The organism is Rhizobium quercicola, assembly GCF_021168455.1.
Lineage (GTDB): Bacteria > Pseudomonadota > Alphaproteobacteria > Rhizobiales > Rhizobiaceae > Ferranicluibacter > Ferranicluibacter quercicola.
Genome location: NZ_JAJOZR010000001.1, coordinates 687887 through 711625, shown reverse-complemented (window position 1 = coordinate 711625; position 23739 = coordinate 687887). Strand labels below are relative to the sequence as shown.

Below are 23739 nucleotides of genomic sequence, written 5' to 3'. Positions count from 1 at the left end.
TCACGTTTTCGTCTTGTCGATGTGCTGATCAGGTGCGAGCCGAGGCGCGGGCAGCCGTTTCGCCGGTCCACAGCGGGATCTTCAGATCGCGCGATACCTGAGGATCGGCGGTGAAAAGCGGCCGACCTTCGGCGAGCAGCTGCTCGATGATCGTCTTGTCCATCTGCACATGCGCGCGGGCGAGACCGGTCTGGTTGTAGGAATGGCCGGTGGAATTCGGGTTGATCCCCGTGATGATGACCTGCGGCGCGCCGTGATAGAGCGCGAACAGCACCGCATTGACCCCGTTCGAACACTTGTCCTCGGTTCGCACTTCGGTGTTCCTGCGTCCGGTCATGTGCTCGAGCAGGGACATGCGCTCGTAACGATCGACGATGACGAGGTCGTCATAGCCGTAACCGAAAGCCTTCAGCCCATCCACAAGACGCTGCCGCGCGTTCTTGCGCCAGAGCAGGACGTAGAGGCTGCGAACCCGCTGCCCGGACAGCACGCGGCGCACCTCCACGGCGTTGGTGTTGGTACCCTCGACCTGATTGAACATCATGAAGGCGATATCGGGCACATCGACGCCCCAGGCACGAATGGCCGATTGCGATCCGTTGATCGTGATGACGCTGACATCCGCGCTCCATCCCTCCGGCTTATGGATGACAGGTGCGGATCCGACGACGACGACCGGCCCCTTGAACACATGGGTGCAGGCCGGCGGCAGGGGGCGGTTCAGCCGGTACTTCAACGATCTGTGCAGCCGCTGGCGCGTCTGGGTCAGCCACTTGCGTACGGTCGTCATCGGAGCGCCTTCCTGCTGCTGGCCACGGGCAGATGCGTTATCGCTTCTTCAGGAAGCTGGGGCGGAGATTGCGCAGGAACAGGTCGGCCGACTTCAAAACACCGGTGAGGGAAATGAGCTTGTCCACCTGCGCATCGGTATTCCCGAGGCGTTGGGACAGAACGTCGGCAACCGTGAAGGAAATATCGCCGGGCGGGATCTCCGGAAAACGCGCGGCGAGCTTCGCATAGGGATTGGCGAGGCCCGCCTCATGAAGCGAGAGTTTGCCGGCCTGCGCGAAGACCTTCAGGCAGACCTGCTCGAACGTCCAGTCGTGCACCGCCACGACCCGCCATGTCTCGCTTCTCTTGGCGGAAAAACCCGCAAGCACGACCTCGACCGGCACGCGTTGTTCCAGCAGCCAGTAAGCCAGCGCGAAACCGGAGGTCGGGAGCTTGTCGGCGGGATAGATATCCCGGCAAAGTTCGGTGAGATCCAGATGACCGGTCGCGGCGCCACCGTAGTCGGCTTGCGTGTTCGGCGTTTCGGTATCGGCAAGGCGAATGTTGGCGATGCCGCAGAACGTCGACGGAGCGAAAAGCCCGAGGACCTGATCGACCTCGCCGCGATAGACGATGTTCGCGCCACGCGGCTGTGCCCGCGACACGAGTATGCAATGACCGGTGAACGGTTGCCGCAGAATTTTGTAAGCCTTGTTGAAGAAGACGAAGAGAGAGTCCGCCGGATAGGCGCGCTGCAGCGCGGGCACATCGACCTGTTCGCTGTTGGCGACCAGGATGATGCGGGGAAACCGCGAGAAGAATGCGCGCCAGTCCTGTTCGGATGTCAGGCCCGATGTCGTGGCGGCGACAGACGCTGCATCATGATCCCCGGGAAAATCCATAAAATCAGCCACTTTCAGACGATGTCCGGTGAAACTTGGTTCATCGGAACGGACGCTGTTGAATTACGGCCCGCGATGATAGTAAGGCCATGTGAACGGGGTCGGCGCAAGTTTCGGCCCGGTCCTGTTGTTGTCGGGTTCTTACAATATGTTCGGATGGAAGAGCAAACGGAGTTTCACGCGGGAACTCGTCATCGTGCCACCGGTGCCGCATGCCGATCGGCGCGGCATCGCCATCATGGCCTGCGTCAAGAACGAGGCACCTTATATCGAGGAGTGGGTCCGTTTCCACCGGGCGATCGGCGTGCGGCATTTTCACATTTACGACGACGGCTCGACGGACGGGACGATGGACATCCTCCGCGCGCTCTTGCCTGCAAAGGTCCTGACGATCGTTCCCTGGATCATGCGCATGCGCGACGAGGGGACGTCGGTGGTGCTGAACGGCCAGGCCATCGCCTTCGCCCATGCCCTGCTCAACTTCGGCGGGCGCTACGACTGGATGGCCTTCATCGATGTCGATGAATTTCTCCTGCCGCGGCGGGACAAGACGCTCGAAGACGCGTTGCGGCACGCCAAGGGCTTTCCGAATATCTCGCTGCCCTGGCATATGTTCGGGCATGGTGGGCACCGTGCGAGACCCAACAGGCCGGTTTGCCTCAGCTACACGGCGCGGGTTGCACACCCGGAGCGGCAGGACGCGAATGCGAGCAATTTCAAATGCATCGTCGATCCGACGCGCGTGACCGGCGTCGGCGTCCACCGCTTTCGGACGAAAGAGTTTGGCGACCGGACAGCCAATGATGCCGGATGGGTCTCCTCCGTGCGCGACCGAAAGGCGGAGGCCTTCTATTCGGCGGACTACCTGCAGCTCAACCACTATTATCTGAAGTCGGAAGAGGAGCTTGCCGAAAAGGTGGCGCGCGGCTGGTCGTTCGACGACACCACGGAGAAATACATCCGCAAGGTCGCGCAGACCGCGCGCTACATCGAGGGCGATGTGATCGAGGACCGCAGCATGGTCGCCTTCGTCGAGCAGAACAGGATCGATCTCGGGCCGTCTGCGACCCCGATCGGCGGAGCAGACGCATGAGCGACCATCCCGAGCGCGCGCGAAATGCGCAAGGCGTGCCCAAGGCCTGGGCCGTCACGGAGGAGAAGGCGGGCACGCTGACGCAGTGCCTTGGTATCGCCAAGCAGATCGACCCCGGTCCCGTCGTCAAGATCGTGACGCGACCGCGCGGCTGGCGCAAGTGGTTTCGCCCGCGCCTCTTCTCGGTGCGGGAGAGCGAGCCTGCCTTCATGGTCTCCTGTGGCTTTCGGGCGGAAGAGCCCGTGCTCGCCATCAAGCGTGCCTTCGGCGGCCGGCCGTTCGCCGTGCATCTGCAGCGCCCGCGCGTGGATGGCTACGATCTCGTCTTCGTCTCGCGCCATGACTGGGTCCCCGAACTCGACGGTATCGACCATGTGCACAAGATGGTCGGCGTTCCGCATCAGATCACGCCGGACAGACTGGCAGAGCATGCCGGGAGGAGGGCGAGGTACGCCGACCCCGAGGATCGGGTCGCCGCCGTTTTCCTCGGTGGCTCCAACGGCGCCTATCTCTATGACGACCGATGCCATCTGGCGATCGGAGAGGCCGTGCGGGGTCTGGAGGCTGCGGGTTGGAAGATCGTGATCTCCGTATCGCGACGATCGAGCGATGAGACGCTGCAGGCGGCCTTGACGTTGCGCTCCGCGAACGTCACGGTCTGGGACCGGACGGGGGACAATCCTTACCTCGCCTTCATGGCCGCTGCGGACGCGTTCCTGATCGGCAAGGATTCGATCACCATGCCCTGTGAGGCGCTGGTGACGGGAAAGCCCGTCTATACGCTCGATCTCACGCCTATTCCCGGCGAGCGGCTCTCGAAATTCGAGACCTATCATCGCGACCTTCGCGAGACCCTGACGCTCACCCGGGCCTTTGCAGGCGATCTCGCACCCTATGCCTACGAACCGCTGAACGAGACGAAGCGCATCGGCAGCATCGTGGCCGAGGCCCTGTCAGACCGGCAGACCCATGGCGTGCGCCGTCCGATCGTCAGCGTGAAGCGGACGATCTGAAGGGTCGCGGTTTCAAGCTCTTCGGAGGGATCGGGATGCCTATTCCCGCCAATGGTCGCCGACCCACAGGGCGGGCTTGATATAGTGTCGCAGGTCGCTGAAGAGGGAGTGCCGGCGTATTTTGCCCGTCACGACCGCCTTGAAATAGGCGGCCGGCTTCATCTTCGGCTGCTTTTCCCCATATTTGCCTTCGAAAGCGTGCTGGGGAAGCAGGCCGCGCGGAAAGATCACGACGCGGGCCGAGGTCGGCAGCTTTGGCGGCAGGACATAATTCAGCGGAAACGGTCGCCGGCAATCCTGGCGGAAGTGGAGCACCCAGCGTCTCGGGAAAAATTTGACGCCGCCCGGCGCGTTTTTGGTGACAAAGCGCTGTTCATAACGATATTCGTCGGCCACCTTCTGCGGGTTCGCGCGAAACGTGTCCTGGATCGGCAACAGCTTGCCGACGGGATAGCGAAACAGGGAGGTCTGTCCCAGCCGCTCGAAGGGCGTGGTCTGGTTCTTCGCCATCACGATATCGTCGGGTCCTCCGACCGTGAAGAAATCGTCGAGCGACGACACGATGACGAGATCGAGATCGAGGAACAGCACCGCGCCCTTCAGGTTGCCGAGCGTCTTGCTCCACAGCCGCGCCTTCGGCCAGATCCCGCGCGAATTGACCGGCATCACGACGTCGAGCTCGGGAAGATCCTCGCAGGCGACTTCCGGGCGGATGCCGTCACGGCTGTCGGTGAAACAGGTGAAGGTGAAGGGCGGGGTGATGTTGCGCTCCACCATGGCATAGAGCCGGTTGATGAAGGGCGGGCCGTACTTCGTGCCCCAATTGATGCAGATGATCTGCTTCACGCCACCGCTGGCTTCCAGAACTTTCGACGTCATATTTCGACCCCTTGCGGACCCTGCAGCGCGGCGACCTTGCGTCCGTCGAGCGGCTCATGCGCCACTCCCTACAGCAATCGCGGCCTATCTTTAAGGGGGGTGCGGAAATGACCTGCATCGCGGCCGATGTCGGGTCCGGCAGGCCACATGCGCGGCCTGCCGGATGAACGGATCAGCGCTGCTGGACGTGAAGCATGCGTTCGCGTGTCGCAAACCACTCTTCCGCGTAGTCGTCGTTCTTGTACTCCTCGAAGTAGGGGCCACCATCGGTGAAGTGGACGAGAGAGGCATCGTCGCTGTGCTCGTACTCGTTGACCAGCCAGTTCCAGGCCGGCGGCAGTTCGCCGATGAGCTCTTCGGACTCCAGCCACTTGAACTGGTGCAGCTCCAGCCCCGTCGCCGTGTTGACGTAGTCGAGATCCAGTTTGCGGCACTTCGCGTTGTTGAACAGGATGACGCTCGACCAGTTCTTCTTCTCGTATTTCGTCTGGACCTGACCGAGGAACTTCGTCTCGACCTTCGGCACGTAGTCGTGCTTGACGCACATGGCCGCGTAACGGTCGTCCTTCAGTTCCCACAGCTTGGCGATGTCGGTGCGCATCAGCATGTCGCAATCGGCAAAGAGCGACCAACCTTCGAAATTGCTGAGGTACGGCACGAGGAAGCGCGAGAACGAGAATTCGGTCGATTGCAGCGCGTTGCGCTCACGCGTGAAAATGTTGCCGACATTGCTCAGCACGATCGGCGTGAATGCGACGGGGATCGAGCTCTTCTCCAGAATGCTCTGGCAAAGCACGTGATACGCGGCAACTTCCTTGGTGTCGAAACCGATGAAGACATTGGCAATTTCGGTCATATCTCTCTCATTCCTCAGGTGGGTTTCCCATCACGCTGCAGGACGTGGCGCCCGGACGATGCCGGCGATCCTGCGGCGTATTCCCTGCACACCGTCGGTCCCCTTCTGGGGTTTCGCCGGGCGGCACGGTTCGTCTTGTCCGTCGGGATGGGATAGCAGCGGCTTTGTTAAGTCGCAACCCTGTGACGGTCTTCGACATCAAAGCCTTCCGGTCAGCACCTATGAACTGTCAGCGCCCGGTGTTTTCAAGAATGTCCTCGAGGCGCGACACGTGGCGGATGCCGGTGGAGTCCGACAGGCCCTGTTCCGTCGTGAAGACATCGGCACGGTCGCGAAGTTTCGACAGAACATAGGCGTCTTCGGCGATCTGGCGCCGCGTGCTGCCCTTCTCGTTGTAGGAGTGGCCCATGACCGTGAGCGAGAAGCCGGCGAGCGTCACGGAGGGCGCGCCCACGAAAAGCGCGTAGCAGAGGGCGGCGACGCCGTTCGTCACATGCCCGGTTTCACCGATATCCGCCGGCAGGCCGCCGCACATATGCTCGACGATCGCCTCGCGCTCCTCCTTGGTCGCCCGCATCAGGCTGCGATAGCGAACGCTGGGTTTCATCAGCAATTTCAGGCGCATGACCCAGAGCGGTCGCGTGTGCAGCCACAAAAGGCCGCGCGTGCGCACGTCGGGATGTTCTTCCCAGGACTTCTTGCGCTTGCGGAAGGTGACGTCCGCCGCGGGGAGTCCGAGCATGTTTGCCGTCTTGCCCGCATTGTTCACGTCCATGCGGGCACACTGCGCGACGATGTCTTGCGGCAGCGTCGGATGGGGCGCGGATCCGAGAACCAGCCAGGGCTTGTCGAGAATCTTGAGCTTTGCGAGCCAGCGACGATGGGTTTCTCTCAGTGCCTGCAGCTGTTCGGTGTCCATCGTGCCTTACCCGGGAAGCCGTGGTCCATTCGAGCCGCACCACGATAAAGTCTCATTTTGCCGCTCTTCCCTCTGCGGGAACATTCGTCGGCATCCGTTATGGCGAGGGAACATAGCACACGGATGCGCCTTGGACAGAGCCGGAGGTCAGGCTGTTTTTTTGTAAGCAGGTATCGACAGCAAAGTGCGGGGGCCGCTATGGGGCGGCTCGAAAGATGACGATGGGCTCGGTAGGGGCCGGTTTCTCTCGTCGTTTCGTGCAGGAAGCGCGGACGGCGTGGCAAGGGACAAGACCATGACCGCGTCGGTCGGATCGGAACGTGTAATGAGTACCAGGCATCTCGACTATCGGCCCGACCTCGACGGTCTGCGCGCCCTCGCCATCCTGCCCGTTCTGTTTTTCCACGCCGATGTGTCCGTCTTCCGCGGTGGCTTCGTCGGGGTGGACGTGTTCTTCGTCCTCTCCGGTTACTTCATGGCGAGGATCATCCTGTCCGATCTCGTCGCAGGCACGTTCTCCTTCCCCGCCTTCTACATTCGCCGCATCCGGCGGATTCTCCCGGCCCTCTTCACGATGATGGCCGTCACATCCGTCGTCGCATGGTTCCGGCTGATGCCGGAGGAGTTCCGCTATTTCGGCGACAGCGTGCGGGCCGCCGCCCTCTTCACGGCCAATATCCTCTTCCGGCAGGAGAGTGGCTATTTCGATATCTCCGCCGAGATGAAGCCGCTGCTGCACACATGGTCTCTGTCCATGGAGGAGCAGTTCTACATCCTCTTCCCGATCTCGCTGTTTCTCGCCTTCACCTTCGCCCGCCGGTTCATCCTCCACATCACCGGTGGCCTCATCGTCGTCTCGTTCGTGGCCTGCCTGTGGGCGACCGGCCATTCGCCCGAAAAAGCCTTCTTCCTCCTGCATTTCCGCGTCTGGGAATTGCTGATCGGTGCGCTGGTCGCTTTCGCTCCCCGGCCGAACTACAGAGCGGGAATGTCCGCCACGCTCGGCACCGTCGGGCTTGCCGCCATTCTCGCCGCGATCTTTCTCTATTCCGATTCCACGCCGTTTCCCGGACCTTTTGCCGCCGTTCCCGTGCTCGGTGCAGCCCTCGTCATCCATGCAGGTTCGCAAAGCCGGTTTCCCGCGCGTTTGCTGACGAATGGCCTGTCGGTTTTCATCGGCCGCATCTCCTATTCGCTCTATCTCTGGCACTGGCCGGTCATCGTCTTCTACCGGTACGAGACCGGGCATGGTCTGACGCTGGCCGACACCCTCATCGTCATCGCCCTGTCCTTCGTCTGCGCCATCCTGTCATGGCGCGTCATCGAGCAGCCCGCCCGCTATGCCGCCGCCTTCCGGTCACGTCGGCTCGTTCTGTCGTTGATGGCGGGCTCGATGGCTGCGGCGGCGGTGTTCGGTTTTGTCGTCACGCGCTATGACGGGCTGCCGCAGCGTCTGCCGGACGACGTCTACGCCGTTTATGCCGCAACCTACGACCAGAGCCCGTTCTTCTCGCCGAAGTGCTTTACCGATACCAATGGCGAGGGATTGCAGGCGCAATCCATCCGGGACGGTGCCGTCTGCCCGATGGGCGGTCCTGCGGCCGGGGCGCCTCGCTTTATCGTCTGGGGGGATTCCCATGCGGCGGCGATGGCGCCGGCGATCGACGCCGCGGCGCGCGAGGCCGGTGTCTCCGGTCTCTTCGTCGCGCGCGCATCCTGCCCGCCGATCCCCGACGCCGTGTTCGGGCCGGAGCATATTGTTACCCGCTGCCGCGAAACGCTGGCGGCAGCCGTTGATCTGATCGAGCGCCAGAAGATCCCCTATGTCTTCATGGTCGGCTACTGGCCGAAATATGTACACCGCGCCGAACTGCCGGGAGAAGGCGTGTTCTTCAACACATCCGAAGCGCTCGTTCTGCCCGACTGGTCCGCACCGGTGCGCGACAGCCTGAAGGCGACGATCGGCGCGTTCGCAAAACAGGGAACCCGCGTCGTTCTCGTTCAGGACGTGCCGGAAATGGGCGTGAAGGTGCCGGAGGCGCTGGCACGGGCGAAGATGACAGGAGAAAACGAGGATCCGGGCCTGCCGCTTGGCTACACGATGCAGCGGCAGAAACTCGCCCGGGACACGCTGTTCACCGTTGCTCGGGAAACCGGCGCCACGACCGTCGATCCGTTGACCGCACTCTGCGACCAGACGCGCTGCCATCCTGTCTCCAGCGCTGGCATCCTCTACCGCGACAGCGATCATCTCACGCTCACAGGGGCAAACTCTCTCGCGCCGCTTTTCAAGGACGCGATGGCGATGATCGCGAGGTCTCGTAGCGACACGTCCCAGTCTTCCACCGATCGATGGAGTATGGCGCTGCCGCGCCAATAAACACCGCGCAAACCTGCGCCATGGATGTCAGGTCGGGAAGACGGCAGACAGGAGCTCGACGCGGGACGCGCGTTTCTGAACGAGCGGCACGCTCGATATGGCGTGCCGTCGCCGGTCGCTCAGGCGACCTTGTTCAGCGCTGCCGTTTCGGGCTGGCTCGGCGTTGCCTGCTGCGCGGTTGCGGTGCCGCCATGGGCGGCATTGAGGCAGCGGGCGACGAGATCGTGGTGGATCCAGCGAACCGGACCCGACGGTGCCGAGGTCGCTCCGAAGATGAGCCGGCCGGTCGCCTCGACCACCAGCGTGCTCAGAAGGTCGCTGATCAGCGCCTTGCCGTCGCGATGCATCGCGGTGATATCGTTGGATGTGCCGATGGTAAGGTCTGCCTGGGCCTGGCTGTTGGGCATCGGCCAGGCGTTGAAGTCGTAGAACGGCACCATGACGTCGCTTGCCTGAAGGGCTGTGATCCGGCGCAGGACATCCGTCACCGTGTGGCCGTCCGCAAGCAGGGCCTCGCACGCCGCCCACTGTTCGTCCGCCCACTGTCCGCCATTCTCTTTCTTGAGCGCGAGCAGAAGCGGGATCAGCGGAAGCTCGATGCCGGTGAAGACGTCGGAGGAATTGGTGCGAATTTCCGGGCAGTTGTAGACGGTCGCCGTCACGCCGGCATCCCAGGCTTCGGAGGCGATGGCCTCGAGCCGCATCTTGGCGTAGCCCTGCGTGTAATTCGTATAGGTCTGCCAGCGATATGCGTCGCCGATCAGAATGCCGGTGCCGTGATAGCCATAGGCTGTGTAGCGCACCGCGCTGCCGGATGCCTCGACCCGCGCGCGGATCTCGGCACTGGCGTCGATGAGATGGCGGAAGGTGTTGGCCGAGACTTCGTCGAAGTTCTGGAGAATCAGCTTGCCCATGTCGCTGTCGAGCAGTGTCTGCGACGACATATGGCGGGTGCCGGTGCCCTTGTAGATGCGGTTGGCGACGACCAGCAGGACCTTCGCCTTGGGAATGCCGCCAGCCATCGTGTGTGCGAAGAACACGTTGCGACCGTCGGGGATCATGCCGTCCAGCGTTGCCATGACCTGCGCCAGCGCGGTCTTGAACCGGTCCGTCGCAATGGTCTTGCAGGTCTCGATATGGTCCCAGTCGATCCTGGCATCCTGCCAGGTCTGAAGCGTCAGCTCGGCCAGCAGGTCCGTCGGCGTCGGGCCGCCCTCCGGGCCGTCGAGGTCGAAGCCCGCCATTAGCGGTACATTGATGATCCTGCCCCCGAGACGCTCTTCGGCGGCCGAAAGCTCTTCCTGCGTCAGAGGCCGCAGTGCGTTGTTCTCGTCCCGCCGGCCGACGGTGATGCCGACGATCTGCATGCCGGCTTTGCGTGCCTGATCCAGAAGCCCGGTCGCATAGCCGCGCCCGAACAGCTCTCCGAAGAGAACGAAGATATCGCCCTTCCGAAACAGCGTGTTCTCGGCGATGCTTTCCAGTGCGATCGGCTTTTCCATGGTCATGTCTTCAGGTCGTGGGTCGTCGCGCGCAGGTCGCAACAGTCGTTGATGATCCCATGAACGGAGTTGGCGGCAATGGAAAGTCATTTAACGTGACGGATTATATCGAAACGTGAACCGAAGGCGCCATTGACGACCGATCCGGTGGGGCCGTGCGCCTGCCAACGGGCGAGATCCGGCTTCAGACGGATGACCAGCCTGTCAATTCCGGTGTCCAGACCCGGTGCGGATGCCATGTGAGATCGCAATTCGATAGAATATCAAAGCAGTGACCTCCAGAAATCGGGTATCTCCTAAAAATAAAGAATTGGAATATCTGAATATTCATCATTTCGAATAGAGATGATATCTTATATGCCGAATTTCCTGGAAATATTTCTTTTGGTTTTTGCGCGATATCCGTCGCGGTAGACTTTGGATAACTTGATTTTTCGCATCCGAGGCCGATCTCATTCTTTATGACGACGGAGGTCGATATGGATGACATGACGAAGACGCGCCGCACGCGGGGATCAGGTGCTCTCGGCGATATCACGGCAACGAAACAGGCGGTGATGGAAATGCAGCGCCGACAGGATGAAGCGCGGCGACAGAAGACGGAGCGGCTGCGCGCGCAGCGACTTGGCGTCGCCGATATCGAGCGTTTCGACGCTGACGGCTCATGACCTGCTTGATCGTCTCCGCCCGGCCTCATGTCCGCGCAGCTCTGCGTCTGAGATCACGAAGCGAGACACGGTGATGGACGCTTCGGAGGAAAATGCGGAGTCTCGCCTTGCCCTGTTCGATTTCGCCTTTCGCCATGCGCCCATCGGCATGGCGCTGGTGGATCGGCAGGGCCGTATTGTGCGGGGAAACAGGGCGTTCTCCCGGATGATCGGGATATCGCCCGAGAATTTAGGCGGCGTCGCGTTCGCGGATTTCACCCATCCCGACGATCTCGACGCCGATATGCGGCTTTTCAACGAGGTCCTCGCCCGGCGCCGCGACGGCTATACGATCGAGAAACGATACATCCGGCCGGACCGGGCACCGCTCCATGTCCGCATCCACGTCGCCGCCATGCGCGACGGCAAGGGAGAGGTCGTCCGGTTCATCACGCAGGTGGAGGACATCACGGCGGCGAAGGATGCGGAGCGGCAGCTTGCCGAGCGGGCTGCCCAGCTGGAGCTGGCGCTGGAGGCCATCAGGGGCGGGTTCTGGCAGCTCGATATCCCCGCGCGGACCTTCGAAACGTCCGAGCGCCTTGCGCAGTATATCGACGGCCCGGATGCCGTGCAGCTCGATCTCGATGCGTATCTCGGCAAGATCAGTCTTGCGGACAGGTCCGCCGCCGACCTGACGCCCTTGATTCGCGGTGCGATCGACCAGAACGTCGCCGAATACCGGCTGGAGACCATCGCCGGTGAACGGTGGATGCGCTGCGACCGTCGCCTGTTGCGGGACGCGGATGGCCGGCCGCTGAAGATCGTGGGCATGGCGATCGATTTTACCGAGGAACATCGCCAGATCGAACGCCTGCAGCGCAACGCGCAGACGGACAGTCTGACGGGGCTGTTGAATCGTCGCGGTCTGGAGGCCCGCTTTCCGCAGATGACCTCCGCGTCCGGCTATGCCGTGCTGGTCATCGACCTCGATGGCTTCAAGCAGGTGAACGACCGGTACCACCATGCGGCCGGCGACGCCATTCTGCAGGAGGCCGCGAACCGGCTGACGTCCTGCGTGCGGGGCGAGGACCTCGTCTGCCGGGTCGGCGGGGACGAATTCGTCGTCGTCGTCGCCGGCAACAGGGAAACCGGCGTCGCGGTCGCCAACCGCATGGTGGGCATGATGCGGACACCCTTTTCCGTGCGCGACCCCGGCACAGACGCGGATGTTCTGGTCGATGTGCGCGCCAGCGTCGGCGGCGTATGGGCGGTGGCCAACACCGAACTCGACGGCATGATCGCGCATGCGGATACGTTTCTGTACCGCGTCAAAGCATCGGGAAAGGACGGGGTCGGATTCGACCGCCAGGCCTTCTCCCTGCAGGTGCCCCTTAACGAAAGCGCCGCGCGTCGGGACTGACGCACGGCGCTTTAGGATCGGCCGGATGTCGGACGGTCTCGGTCAGGCCAGAACGGGCAACGTTCCCACGATGCGCAGCGCCAGGCCCTCATAGGGCTCCAGATTGATCGTCAGCGCGCCGTCTTCCTGAAGGTCGCCCTCGATCGTTTCGCCGATCATGTCGACCACCGGCCCGGGTGTGACGTTGGGCAGCACGATCACCTCTTCCAGCGCCGTGTCGCCGAAATTCAGCGCGGTCACCTGCGTGCCGCGGCCGTCGGGCAGCTCGTGAACCATGACGAGGAGTCCCGGCGTGGTCGTATCGGGGATCATCACCTGGCGGCTGGCGGCAAAGCCGTAGGCTTCCCGGACGGCAAGGAGCCGCTTCAGCTGGCTGGCAAAGGAGTCCGGTTGGGTCAGCTGCTCCGTCACCGGGCCGTAGAGCGCCCGGGCGCGCGGAACGCCTTCGGCCGATTGCCCGGCATCCGACTGGCCCGTGAGGTCGTAGGCGCCGCGCTCGATCCACCGTGTGTCGCCATCGCCCATGAGATGTTGCACGGCGTCCGCGCTGACCGGCAGCGCGCCGACCAGATCCCAGCCGGACAGCGCGAAGATGCCGGGCTGGAACGCATTGTACATGACCAGCAGCAGATGGATCTTGCGGATGAGCTTCACCGTCTCGTCATCGATCGCGTCGAGATCGGCGATGCCGAGGGCGGCGGTGATGACGCTGGCCGTGGTGCAGGCGATGCCGTTGGTGACGAAGGGCAGATTGTAGGGCGCATTGGCGCCGGACAGGCGCTCGCGGATCACATCGCGAAGATGCATGCGCAGCGTCCGGCCCTGCCAGGTCTGGCCGCTGAAACTGTAGATGTCGTCCGCATGCAGCGTCCAGAAATGCACGAGTTCCGTCGTCAGTTCGTCGTGATTCTGGAGCGCGTGGATCAGCGATGCGGGATCGATGCCGAACTCGTGCACGGTGCGCAGCATCATGCGCAGCCACTCGGTGTTTCCGGTCAGAAGCGCATGGTGATAGGCCGGGCGGGTGATGAAGTCGTAGGAGAGATCGGCGCCGCCCTTCGACATCGCGGCGATATCGTCGACCGTCAGGTTCAGCTCCTGAAAGGAGAAGCCGCCGGCCTTTCGCACCATGCCGGCAAGCAGCGCATTGCCGGTCAGCGACAGCGGATGGCTCTCCGACCAGGCCGGGCCTTCCAGCCGGCGCTCGACGCCGAGGAAGCCGTTGGCATCCAGACGGAGACCGCGGGCGCCAAGCTGGTCGATGGAGTGCAGGGCGTCGCCGATGATCATCTGCTGGGCTGCGAAGGTCGGATCGAGCCAGTTAAGGCTCGGCTGCCCCTCCTTGAAATAATGCAGGTAGACCCAGCGGCGCAGCTTCCCGTCCACGCCCTCGACCGGTGCCGTGGCGCTCCAGTCGGTCTCCTTCACGCCCGGCTCGAAGAAGATGACGCGCTGGAGCTGGCCGACGATGAAGCCCTTTTCCTTGAGATAGTCGACCGCCTCCGTGCCCAGGTTCACAGCGTCGCGGCCCTCCGGCACGTCGGGCAGATGCGGCCACTCCTCCTCGGGGATCTCCACCATGTGGTAAAGGCCGGGATACGAACCAACCTTCATCTCGGCAAGGCGAAAATCCGCACCCTTGCCGGTATGCGAGGGGATGACGTCGTCGATGACGATGGCGTTGAAGGCGGCGGCCATGCGGCTGATCGCGACGAATTCTTCGGTCGTTCCGAAGGCCGGGTCGATGTCGAAGCCGATGCGGTCGAAATTGCCGTCGATGGTGGGCGTGTAGGCGCCGTCCTTCAGGCCACCCGATCGCTTCGTCGGGCCGACATGGATGCCGCGCACGCCGATGGAGGAGAGCGCCGACCAGAGCTGCGGGTCGCCCAGCGTTTTCAGCACCGAGTCGCCGTCCCGCGTGATGACGGAAGGCGGGTAGGCGGTAAACCAGACCGAGGCGATGGCAGAGGCCGAGCGGGGCCGCGGCTCGGCGTAAGGCCGCTGCCAGAAACGTCCCTGCCCACCGTAATTCTCGGCAAACTGTCGCGCCTGGTGCAGCATGGACGAGGACACGAGGTCCTCGATGTGGTCTTTTGTCGGTGATGTCATTTCAGGTTCTGATCCCGCGCCGGTTCCAGAGCATTTCCGGCGAACACGGGTTCACCGGAAATGCTCTCGTCTATTGTTTTGCCGCATTCTCCGACGCCGAAGCGATTCCGCTTCGGCTGGAAAGGCTCTGGTCGTGCCTCTGGTCCACGCTCTTCGATGTAGGCGCCGCGCGGCGAAAGGGAACCGCAGGGCCGAACTTCCGTCGAGGGTGAGGCGCCGGTAAGGATGACGATGTTGTGCGTGAAGAGCGGAGATGGCGCCGCAAAGGCGATGTGCGGGCAGCGCCGAGGCGTCCGGCCCGGAGATGGCGCCACGGGCGGAAACGCCCTGACATGCCGGACGCCGGTCTTGCGAGGTTCTGATGCCTCGATCGCAACCGGCGTGGCAAGATGGTAAGCGGCCGCTTGCGAGTGAAGCGGCCGCTCTGAAAGATCAGTTTGCCGGCGGCGTTGCGGGTGCCGGAGCCGGCGTGGTGGTGGCCGGCGGTGTCGTGGTCGGGGCGGGAGCCGGGGTCGAGGCAGCCGGCGGCGTGGCGGGCGGGACCGGTGCCGGCTCAGGCGTGCGCAGAACGCTCCAGAGAACGATGACGACGATGACAGCGACGACGGCTGCGATAATGGTGTTGCGGTTCAATTTTGCCTCCTTGGTTAGCCAGACTAACCTATCCGCGAAAGCAGAATTGTCCAAGCTTTTCATAAAAGAAGCCGATTGCCGCAGCCGTCGTGCCCAGACGACGCCCGCTTGCCTATGCCGCGAGGAAGGCCAGCGCGCGTGCAACGAACGCTTCGTGATACTGGAAAATGCCGCCATGCCCGGCATCGTCATAGATCACGAGGTCGGCCTTGGGGATGCGCCGAGCGAGGTCGGTGGAGTTGACGGTGGGCACCATCTTGTCCTGATCGCCATTGGCGACGAGCACGGGCTGGTGGATCGCGCCGAGATTCTGCGGTGCCTGCAGGCCCCATGCCTTGATCGCCTTCAGTTGGCGCAGAAACGCACCCATGGCGATCGGCTTGTCGCGATCCGCCTTGCGCTCCTTCAGCCGGCCGAGAAACGCGCGTGCCGCGCTGCGGCCGTTCGCGGTCGAGGTGAAGAACAGATAGTATTTCGGATCGCGAAACGTCAGCAGCCCCTTCAATATCGGGATCCGCGAGACGGCGCCGACCTTGCTGATACCTACTCCGCCGGCCGGGCCCGTGCCGGTCAGAATGAGCTTGCGGACGAGATGCGGCGCCTTCAGTGTCAGGTCCTGCGCGACGAAGCCGCCGAGCGAGAAGCCGAGAACATCGACGGTGCCGAGACCCAGCGCGCGGATGAAGGCGATGCCATCGTCCGCCATCTCGCCGACCGTCAGCGGCGCCTTGCCGCCGGAAGCGCCGACGCCACGGTAGTTATAGGCGATCACGGTGCGCGTCGCGGCAAGGCCATCGACGATGCGGGGATCGAAATTGTCGAGGGTCGCACCCCAGTGATTGAACATGACCAGGGGCACCTCGCTTCCGCCCCCGAGCTGCCGGTAGACGAAGCTGGTGCCCGCGATATCGACGCTCTTTGTCGGTGCGTCCTTCCAGGAGGTCTTGATCATGCGTAACGGGCGGGCTTCGGTCATGTGCGGCTCTCGACTTCTGATCGGTGGCGTTCGCGACGGCGGAGACATCCCCGTCGATGATGCTGACATAAACATGATGCTCATCATGATTTAAGTTTTTATATTACGATCGTAATCTAAATGTCAATCCGCGTGTGCGAATATTCAGGACGACGGCTGGCGGGCACGACGCTTGTCTTGTTCGTTTAAATCTGACAAAAACCGTCAGCTTAACGTCCGGTCCGGTGGCGTGGCGCGTTCTGCGATCCGCGCGTCGATAAGCGGGCTCAAGCAAGCGGGCATGTCATCATGGGCTTCTGGCATACGATGTCGTGGAGGACGGACGGGATCACCGTGTCTGCGCCGGTTCAGTGGCGGCAGCTGGATGGCATGGTGACGGTGCTCTGGGAGGCGGAAAGCCAGGCCGGGGCCAGCGGATATTATCTCGCGGACGATCCGCGCATCATGTTCTTCTTCAACGACGTTTCGCCGAATGTGCGCATTTCCAATCGCAGCGACGATTTCACCCGCAATGCACGCGCGATGCCGCGCGCGGTCTATGTGCCCGCCGGCATGCCGATGTGGACCACGAGCCGGAGCGCCCACCGCTTCAGCCATCTCAATCTTCACCTTCACAAGGACCGGATTCTGCGCTACCTCGCGCCGTCGGTCGGCAGTTCCTGCGCGCAGGCGGCGCTGCGCCGCCCCGCAGAATTGCACGACATCGCGGGGATCGACGCGCTCGCACGCTTGCTTGCGACCGAGATCCGGTCGCCGACCAAACACGCCGTCTATGCCGAGAGCCTCGTCGGCAGCATCGTGTCGGGGCTGCTCGATATTCCACCCGAACCCGACCCGCGGGCCGGGGGCAGGCTGACGCAGGCGCAGATGAACAAGCTGCTCGTGCATATCGACAGGGTCGGCGGTTACCGCATGTCGGTGGCCGATATGGCCGCAGCCGTCGGGCTCTCGGAAAGCTGGTTCTCGACCGTCTTCAAGACGACGACCGGCCAGACGCCGCTGCAATGGCAGCTTTGCAAGCGCATCGAACAGGCCAAGCAGATGCTCGGCCAGGGCGACCTGCCGGTCGCCAGTATTGCCGCCCAGCTCGGGTTTTCCGATCAGGCGCATCTGACGAAGGTGTTCCGGCAGGTGGAGGGCGAGACGCCGGCGGCGTGGCGGCGTCTGCAACGGGTTCGCGCCTCGTAACGCCCGCCCCCGTGCCTGGGGCGGGTTTCGGTGTGCGGGTCATCAGCTCACCATGTCTGGCGAAGCGTCGCCATCAGCTTTCGGCCGGGATTGTAATAGACGGCGCCTGAATCCGTGCTCGCGATGTGCTTCTCGTCGAAGACATTGTTGACGTTCAGCTGGAATGTCGTGTTTTCCTGGATCTTGTAGGTGTAGGCCACGTCGAACACGACGGCACTTTCCGACGACTTCGTGTTGCCGATGTCGGTATAGTAGGAATCGAGATAGCGGGCGCCCACGCCGAAGGTCATGTCGCCGCGCGCGCCTTGGCCCGCCAGCGTGTAGGTGCCCCAGATCGAGGCGAGGTGCTTGGGCACGCGCATCAGCCGGTTGCCGTCATTGGCGCCGTCCGGCTCGTCGATCTTGGAGTCGATATAGCTGTAGGCCGCGATGATATCGATCTGGTCCGTCACCTCCGCCTTGGCTTCCAGCTCGAAGCCACGATGCCGCACCTTCTCCACCGACTGCGGCAGGTAGGTCACCTGATCGTAGACGGTGATGTTGCCCTTGGTCAGGTCGTAGACGGATGCGGTGATGAGGGCGGGAAAGGCTTCGGGACGGTATTTGATGCCGAGTTCGTACTGCTTGCCGGTCGTCGGATCGGCGCCGGAGGCCGGCGGTGCCGCGGATTCCGCGTAGCTGATGTACGGCGCCAGTTCCTCGGTGATCTTGTAGCTCGCACCGATGCGCTTGGTGAATTCGCTATGGTTGCCTGACGCCGTGGAGCCGGCGAGGCGATCCGTTTCGCTGAGATCCAGCCAGTCGTTGCGCAGACCGACGCTAACGGTCAGCTTGTCGAAGAAGGTGAGGTCCTGCTGCAGATAGACGGCGGCCGTCTTCTGGTCGTTGTTGACGCTGGAATAAGGCGAGAGGCTGCCCGGGCCGCCGGAATAGATCGGGTTCTCCCAGTCGATCGACGGCGCCGATGTGTAGCAATTGTCGGTGTCGGACTCGAATTTATTATACTCGGTGCCCAACAGCGTCCGGCTCTCGACCGTGTCGGTGCGGGTTTCGTAGACGAGGTTCGCGTCGATGATGAACTGCTCGGACGACTTGTCGCTGCCGAAGAAGTAGCGGCTCGCCGTGGTCGAGCCGTCGGTCGGCGTTCCCCCGATATAGGCGCTGCCGAATCCGTCATTGAGGTTGCTGTAGCGCGCGTTGGAGCCGAAGCTCAGCCCGTTGCCGAAGTCATGGTCGAACATGACGCTGGTGCTGTTGCGGTTCGTTTCGCTGAAATAATAATCCGGCTCGCCGAAGAACGTGTCCCGGTCGAAATTCGTCCCCAGCGGATGGCCGCCGCTGCCGGGAACGCCATCCTTGTCGAGATGGTCGAACACGACGGTCAGGTTCGTGGCCGCATCCGGGCGCCACGTTACGCCGCCCATGAGGAAGTTCTCGTCGTCCTGCGAATAGTCATACTCGGCATCAGCGCGCTGGAACTTGCCCGTGAGGCGGTAGGACAGGGTGTCGTCGCCGGTCAGATTGTCGCCGAAGTCAAAGCCGAGTTCCTTGTGGGCGAACGAGCCGCCCGTGCCGTAAACCTCGCCGAAGCGCTCGCGCTTGGGGGTCTTCGTCACGTAATTAACCGATCCGCCCGGCTCGGCCGCGCCGAAGCCGGAGGAACTGGCACCCTTCAGCACCTCGATCCGCTCGTAGGCGTAAGGTTCCTCCCGCGTGCCGGCGAAGGTCCGGCCGATCGCCAGGCCATCGCGGTAGGTGTAGGGTGTGAAGCCGCGTATGTCGAAATAGTCGTAGCGGTCGTCCGAGCCGTAAAAATCGGTGACCACGCCGGCCGTGTACTGCACCACCTGCTCGACCGTATCGGCGGCGCGCTGCTCGATCTCCTTGGAGGTGATGACGGAGACAGCGGCCGGCGCCTTGAGAATGTCGGTCGGCAGCTTGCCGGTGGCGGTCGTTTCCGTGGCGACGATGGACTGCGAATCATTGTCCGTATCGAGCACGGTTCCGCTCGGTCCGCCCCGGACGACGATGGTTTCGAGCGCCGTCGCGCCCGCTGCCGCATCCTGGGCAGATGCGATCGCCGGTGACAGGGCCGCCAGCGCGGTGCAGCCGAGGAGGATGGCGCTCCGGCGGGAAAGCGGCGCGAGCCTCCGGTGGGGGCGTGTTCTATCGATGATCATAGGCAGTATCCAGATTGGCGTGACGCAAGGGCGGCCGGCAGGCCCGGTCGGTATGTCCTGAGTGGGTTCGCACCGCGCGTCTGCGTGATGTCCCGGCGTCCATGTCGCCCGACTGCGTGTTCGTCCCCGCTTTTCGTATAACTGGAGCCATTTTATCGAGTATTGTCGAATCCACCGGTTTTGTAGAATCCGATGGCTAACTATCCCCACTTTCCGGACTGCCGCGCCTTTGCCGTTGACGCCACAAGATGAAGCTGAGAGGGAAACTCAACTTATGTCTATCGAAGGGATCGGGAGATGAGATTTTTCCGCTTCGCCACGCAGATCGCCATGGCTGTCTGGCTGCTCGCGCAGGGTCCTGCGCTGGCGGCCGAAGGCGATGCCTATCCGATCACCCTCCATCATGCCTTCGGCACGACCGTCATTGCGAAGAAGCCGGAGCGTGTGGCGGCCGTCGCCTGGGCGAACCATGAAGTCCCGCTCGCGCTCGGCATCGTCCCCGTCGGCATGGCGCGCGCCAATTTCGGCGACGACGACGGCGACGGCATCCTTCCCTGGGTGAAGGCACGTCTGGACGAACTGGGTGGCGAGACGCCGGTGCTCTTCGACGAAGGCGACGGCATCGATTTCGAATCGGTCGCGGCGACCCGTCCGGATGTAATCCTTGCGGCCTATTCCGGCATCAGCCAGTCCGACTACGACACGCTGAGCCAGATCGCGCCCGTCGTCGCCTATCCGCAGGCGCCCTGGTCCACCGACTGGCGCGAGACGATCCGGCTCGACAGCGCGGGGCTCGGCATGGCGACGGAGGGCGAGGCGCTGATCGCCGGAATCGAGGCCGACATCGCCGGTACACTCGCCGGGCATCCGGAGCTGACCGGCAAATCGGCGATGTTCATCACGCATCTGAGCGCGTCAGACCTCAGCATCATCAATTTCTACACGACCAACGACACGCGCGTGAAGTTCTTCGGCGATCTCGGGCTGGCCTCGCCGAAGAGCGTTCTCAAGGCCTCGCAGCCGGGGAAATATTCCGGGTCCATAAGCGCCGAGCAGATCGATGCCTTCGACGATGTCGATATTCTCGTGACATACGGGGATCAGGCGCTGTTCGATTCGCTGAAGGCCAATCCGCTGACGCGGCACATGCCGGCGGTGGCGAACGGAGCGCTTGTCATGCTCGGCAACGATCCTGTCGGCAACGCCGCCAACCCGACGCCGCTTTCGATCCGCTGGGTGCTGAAGGACTATGTGGCCCGGCTCGGCGCGGCGGCCAAGACGCAGAAATGACGGCGACTTCGATCCAATCTCCCGTGCGCGCCCACAGCGTTGCCGCCCGCTCCAACCGGACGCGCGGCCTCTGGCTTCTCGCGCTCGTCGGCATGCTCGGCCTGCTCGCGGCGCTGTCGGTCACCACCGGCACGCGCGATGTCGCCTGGGGCGAGATCGCGGCAGCGCTTGGCGGCGGGCAGGAGACGATCGGGCAGGCGGCCGTCGCGCTGCGCATGCCCCGCACGCTGCTCGCCGTGCTTTCGGGGGCGGCACTCGGGCTTGCCGGTGCGATCATGCAGGGCGTCACGCGCAATCCGCTCGCCGATCCCGGCATTCTCGGTGTCAATATGGGAGCTTCGCTGGCCGTCGTCATCGGCGTCGCCTGGTTCGGAATCACCTCGGCACAGGCCTATATCTGGACGGCGATCCTCGGTGCGGGCGGGGCTGCGGTCTTCGTCTATACGATCGGGTCGCTCGGCCGGGGCGGGGCGACGCCGCTGAAGCTGGCGCTGGCGGGCGCCGCCACCTCCGTCGCCTTCGCCTCGCTCGTCATCGCGATCGTTCTGCCCCGTGGCGATATCGCGGGCGGCATCCAGGCCTGGCAGATCGGCGGCGTCGGCGGCGCGACCTACGATCGCGTCGTTCCCGTTCTGCCGTTTCTGGGCGTCGGCTTTGCCATCAGCCTTCTTTCCGCGCGCAAGCTCAATTCGCTGGCTCTTGGCGACGATGTGGCGGCCGGTCTCGGCGAGCATGTGGCGACTGCCCGCGCCGTCGCCTCGCTCGGCGCGATCCTGCTGTGCGGCGCGACCACGGCCGTCTGCGGCCCCATCGGCTTTCTCGGCCTCGTGGTGCCGCATCTCTGCCGCACGCTGATCGGCGTCGATCACCGCTGGCAGCTGCCGTTTGCGGCCGTCGGCGGCGCGGCCCTGCTGCTCGCCGCCGATATTCTCGGGCGCATCGTCGCGCGGCCGGGCGAAATCGATGTCGGCATCATTACCGCGCTTATCGGCGCGCCGTTCTTCATCTGGATCGTGCGGCGGCAGCGGGTGCGGGAACTGTGAGCGTGCCGTCGCCGACCATCGATCGCCTCGCCGTCAATCGCCGGCGCCGGGCGCGCCGCCATTCGATTGCGCTCGGGCTCCTGCTCGCGCTGGTCGTCCTCGTCTTCGGCTTCACCCTTTCCGTCGGCCAGAGCATCGTCGCGCCGATGGAGGTCCTCCGGGTGCTGTCGGGCGAGCCCATTCCCGGCACGGCCTTCACTGTTAACCAATTGCGCCTGCCGCGTGCGGTGCTGTCGGTTCTCGCAGGGGTCTGCTTCGGCCTCGGCGGCGTCGCCTTCCAGATCATGCTGCGCAATCCGCTGGCGAGCCCCGATATCATCGGGATTACGTCCGGTGCGGGTGCGGCCGCCGTGTTCGCCATCGTCGTTCTTCAGATGTCGGGGCCGGTGGTGTCGCTTCTGGCGGTCGGCGCCGGGCTCGGGGTCGCGCTGCTGGTCTACGGCCTGTCGTTCCGCAACGGCGTCGGCGGCACGCGCCTGATCCTGGTCGGCATCGGCGTTTCCGCCATGCTGCAAAGCGTTATCGCCTACATCCTTTCCACCGCACCCTCCTGGAGCCTGCAGGAGGCGATGCGCTGGCTGACGGGCAGCGTCAACGGCGCGCAGCTGCCGCAGGCGCTGCCGCTTCTTCTCGCGCTCGCCGTCTTCGGCGGTGTTCTCCTTAGCCGCACGCGGGATCTCGAAGCGCTCAGGCTGGGCGACGACATGGCGTCGGCCCTTGGCGTTCGCGTGGCGCAAACGCGCATGCTGGTCATCGTTTCGGCCGTCGGCATGATCGCGGCGGCGACCGCCGTCACCGGGCCCATCGCCTTCGTCGCCTTCCTCGCGGGGCCGATCGCGGCGCGCATCGTGCGTTCGAACGGATCGCTGCTTCTCCCCGCGGCGCTCGTCGGGGCCTTGCTCGTGCTTCTCGGCGATTATGTCGGACAGGTGCTGCTCCCCAGCCGCTACCCTGTCGGCGTCATCACCGGCGCGCTCGGCGCGCCCTACCTGATTTTCCTGATCGTCCGCGTCAACCGGACCGGAGGCGCGCTGTGACCGATCATTCTCTCGTCGCGACCGAACTTTCCGCCGGCTATGACGGCAAGGCGATCCTCGACGGGCTGGACCTGGCGATCCCCTCCGGCCGGATCACCGCGATCGTCGGCGCCAATGCCTGCGGAAAGTCCACGTTCCTGCGCACGCTGTCGCGGCTGCTGACGCCGACGAAAGGCCATGTCCTGCTCGACGGCACATCGATCCATCGTATGCCGGCGCGCGAGCTTGCCCGGACGCTCGGCCTGCTGCCGCAGGCGCCGATCGCGCCGGAGGGCATTACCGTTGCCGATCTCGTCAGCCGCGGCCGTCATCCGCACAAGAGCCTGTTCTCCCGCTGGACGCGCAAGGACGACGAGGCCGTGGACGGCGCGCTGGCCGCAACGAAAACGTTCGATCTTGCCGAAAGGCCCGTCGACGAGCTTTCCGGCGGCCAGCGCCAGCGCGTCTGGATCGCCATGGCACTGGCGCAGGAAACCGACATCCTGCTGCTGGACGAACCCACGACCTTCCTCGACATCAACCACCAGATCGAGGTGCTCGATCTTCTGACCGACCTCAACCGCGCGCGCGGCACGACGGTGGTGATGGTGCTGCACGATCTCAATCTCGCGGCCCGCTATGCCGACGATCTCGTGGCGATGGCCGGGGGAAAGATCCATGCGTTCGGCGCCCCGGACGCGGTGCTGACGGACGAGATGGTGCGCGAGGTCTTCGGCCTTGAGAGCCGCATCATCGAAGATCCTGTGTCGGGGCGTCCGATGATGCTGCCGATCGGACGTCACGGATCGGCTGGTGCGGGGGCGAACCGCCGCTGAACGGCCCGATGTCGTCCACGCTCGCGTGTTGATCTCTAGCGGGGCTCGGTGCTAGGCCGGATGGCATTCGCGCATCTTGAAGGAGA

General features: G+C 63.7%; 20 protein-coding genes. 10 read left to right on the top strand and 10 right to left on the bottom strand.

Annotated features, from left to right (window positions below):
- Positions 1–28 precede the first annotated feature (28 nt).
- Positions 29–790, bottom strand: a complete 762-nt coding sequence (locus tag LRX75_RS03110) for a membrane-anchored protein (RefSeq protein ID WP_231811771.1) — start codon at positions 788–790, stop codon at positions 29–31.
- Between the two features lie 37 nt (positions 791–827).
- A complete protein-coding gene (locus LRX75_RS03105; RefSeq protein ID WP_269456051.1) occupies positions 828–1673 on the bottom strand; it encodes a 3-deoxy-manno-octulosonate cytidylyltransferase in 846 nt (281 codons plus the stop codon).
- A 148-nt stretch (positions 1674–1821) separates the two neighbouring features.
- On the opposite strand from LRX75_RS03105, the gene LRX75_RS03100 reads away from it, so the two are divergent.
- Together LRX75_RS03100 and LRX75_RS03095 are read left to right on the top strand one after the other, a co-directional pair.
- The gene (locus LRX75_RS03100; RefSeq protein WP_231811767.1) at positions 1822–2766 is read left to right on the top strand and encodes a glycosyltransferase family 92 protein; all 945 of its coding nucleotides are present in this window, start codon (positions 1822–1824) and stop codon (positions 2764–2766) included.
- A complete protein-coding gene (locus LRX75_RS03095) occupies positions 2763–3779 on the top strand; it encodes a mitochondrial fission ELM1 family protein (RefSeq protein WP_231811765.1) in 1017 nt (338 codons plus the stop codon). The genes LRX75_RS03100 and LRX75_RS03095 overlap by 4 nt, the downstream gene beginning before the upstream one ends.
- A 39-nt stretch (positions 3780–3818) precedes the next feature.
- Here LRX75_RS03095 and LRX75_RS03090 read toward each other — a convergent pair whose 3' ends face one another.
- The 3 genes from LRX75_RS03090 to LRX75_RS03080 form a co-directional block, all read right to left on the bottom strand.
- Positions 3819–4658 carry a glycosyl transferase gene (locus tag LRX75_RS03090; protein WP_231811763.1) on the bottom strand — a complete coding sequence of 280 codons (840 nt, stop codon included), beginning with the start codon at positions 4656–4658 and terminating at the stop codon, positions 3819–3821.
- Between the two features lie 172 nt (positions 4659–4830).
- On the bottom strand, positions 4831–5514 hold the full coding sequence (locus LRX75_RS03085) for a glycosyltransferase family protein (protein ID WP_231811761.1): 684 nt from the start codon (positions 5512–5514) through the stop codon (positions 4831–4833).
- A 229-nt stretch (positions 5515–5743) separates the two neighbouring features.
- Positions 5744–6433 carry a hypothetical protein gene (locus tag LRX75_RS03080; RefSeq protein WP_231811759.1) on the bottom strand — a complete coding sequence of 230 codons (690 nt, stop codon included), beginning with the start codon at positions 6431–6433 and terminating at the stop codon, positions 5744–5746.
- Positions 6434–6758: 325 nt separating this feature from the next.
- Here LRX75_RS03080 and LRX75_RS03075 point away from each other — a divergent pair, with 325 nt between their 5' ends.
- Positions 6759–8813, top strand: coding sequence for an acyltransferase family protein (locus LRX75_RS03075; protein ID WP_231811757.1), 2055 nt, complete (start codon positions 6759–6761; stop codon positions 8811–8813).
- A 119-nt stretch (positions 8814–8932) separates the two neighbouring features.
- Here the strand turns inward: LRX75_RS03075 and LRX75_RS03070 are convergent, their stop codons facing one another.
- The gene (locus LRX75_RS03070; RefSeq protein WP_231811756.1) at positions 8933–10315 is read right to left on the bottom strand and encodes an enoyl ACP reductase FabMG family protein; all 1383 of its coding nucleotides are present in this window, start codon (positions 10313–10315) and stop codon (positions 8933–8935) included.
- A 479-nt stretch (positions 10316–10794) separates the two neighbouring features.
- On the opposite strand from LRX75_RS03070, the gene LRX75_RS03065 reads away from it, so the two are divergent.
- Positions 10795–10983, top strand: a complete 189-nt coding sequence (locus LRX75_RS03065; protein WP_231811755.1) for a hypothetical protein — start codon at positions 10795–10797, stop codon at positions 10981–10983.
- Positions 10984–11056: 73 nt separating this feature from the next.
- Positions 11057–12382: a diguanylate cyclase gene (locus LRX75_RS03060; protein ID WP_231811753.1), complete on the top strand. Its 1326-nt coding sequence runs from the start codon at positions 11057–11059 to the stop codon at positions 12380–12382.
- Positions 12383–12424: 42 nt separating this feature from the next.
- On the opposite strand, the gene treS is transcribed toward LRX75_RS03060, so the two are convergent.
- The 3 genes from treS to LRX75_RS03045 all read right to left on the bottom strand — a co-directional run bounded on the left by treS (position 12425) and on the right by LRX75_RS03045 (position 16100).
- Positions 12425–14491, bottom strand: coding sequence for a maltose alpha-D-glucosyltransferase (gene treS, locus LRX75_RS03055; RefSeq protein WP_231811751.1), 2067 nt, complete (start codon positions 14489–14491; stop codon positions 12425–12427).
- A 432-nt stretch (positions 14492–14923) separates the two neighbouring features.
- Positions 14924–15124: a dynamin gene (locus LRX75_RS03050; protein ID WP_113151376.1), complete on the bottom strand. Its 201-nt coding sequence runs from the start codon at positions 15122–15124 to the stop codon at positions 14924–14926.
- A 112-nt stretch (positions 15125–15236) separates the two neighbouring features.
- Positions 15237–16100 (bottom strand): alpha/beta fold hydrolase, encoded by an 864-nt coding sequence (locus LRX75_RS03045; protein ID WP_420851132.1) that lies wholly within the window; start codon positions 16098–16100, stop codon positions 15237–15239.
- A gap of 288 nt (positions 16101–16388) precedes the next feature.
- On the opposite strand from LRX75_RS03045, the gene LRX75_RS03040 reads away from it, so the two are divergent.
- Positions 16389–17288: a helix-turn-helix domain-containing protein gene (locus LRX75_RS03040; RefSeq protein WP_231811749.1), complete on the top strand. Its 900-nt coding sequence runs from the start codon at positions 16389–16391 to the stop codon at positions 17286–17288.
- A 47-nt stretch (positions 17289–17335) separates the two neighbouring features.
- Here the strand turns inward: LRX75_RS03040 and LRX75_RS03035 are convergent, their stop codons facing one another.
- Complete coding sequence (locus LRX75_RS03035; protein ID WP_231811747.1) at positions 17336–19468, bottom strand: TonB-dependent siderophore receptor; 2133 nt, start codon at positions 19466–19468, stop codon at positions 17336–17338.
- Between the two features lie 297 nt (positions 19469–19765).
- Between LRX75_RS03035 and LRX75_RS03030 the strand changes: the two genes are divergently transcribed.
- From LRX75_RS03030 to LRX75_RS03015, 4 genes are read left to right on the top strand one after another with little or no spacing between them, the layout of a single operon-like run.
- The gene (locus LRX75_RS03030) at positions 19766–20758 is read left to right on the top strand and encodes an iron-siderophore ABC transporter substrate-binding protein (RefSeq protein WP_231811745.1); all 993 of its coding nucleotides are present in this window, start codon (positions 19766–19768) and stop codon (positions 20756–20758) included.
- Positions 20755–21801, top strand: a complete 1047-nt coding sequence (locus LRX75_RS03025; protein WP_231811743.1) for a FecCD family ABC transporter permease — start codon at positions 20755–20757, stop codon at positions 21799–21801. Before LRX75_RS03030 ends, LRX75_RS03025 begins: the two co-directional genes overlap by 4 nt.
- Positions 21798–22838 carry a FecCD family ABC transporter permease gene (locus tag LRX75_RS03020; protein WP_231811741.1) on the top strand — a complete coding sequence of 347 codons (1041 nt, stop codon included), beginning with the start codon at positions 21798–21800 and terminating at the stop codon, positions 22836–22838. Before LRX75_RS03025 ends, LRX75_RS03020 begins: the two co-directional genes overlap by 4 nt.
- Positions 22835–23653 carry an ABC transporter ATP-binding protein gene (locus tag LRX75_RS03015; RefSeq protein ID WP_231811739.1) on the top strand — a complete coding sequence of 273 codons (819 nt, stop codon included), beginning with the start codon at positions 22835–22837 and terminating at the stop codon, positions 23651–23653. Before LRX75_RS03020 ends, LRX75_RS03015 begins: the two co-directional genes overlap by 4 nt.
- The last annotated feature ends 86 nt before the right edge of the window (positions 23654–23739 follow it).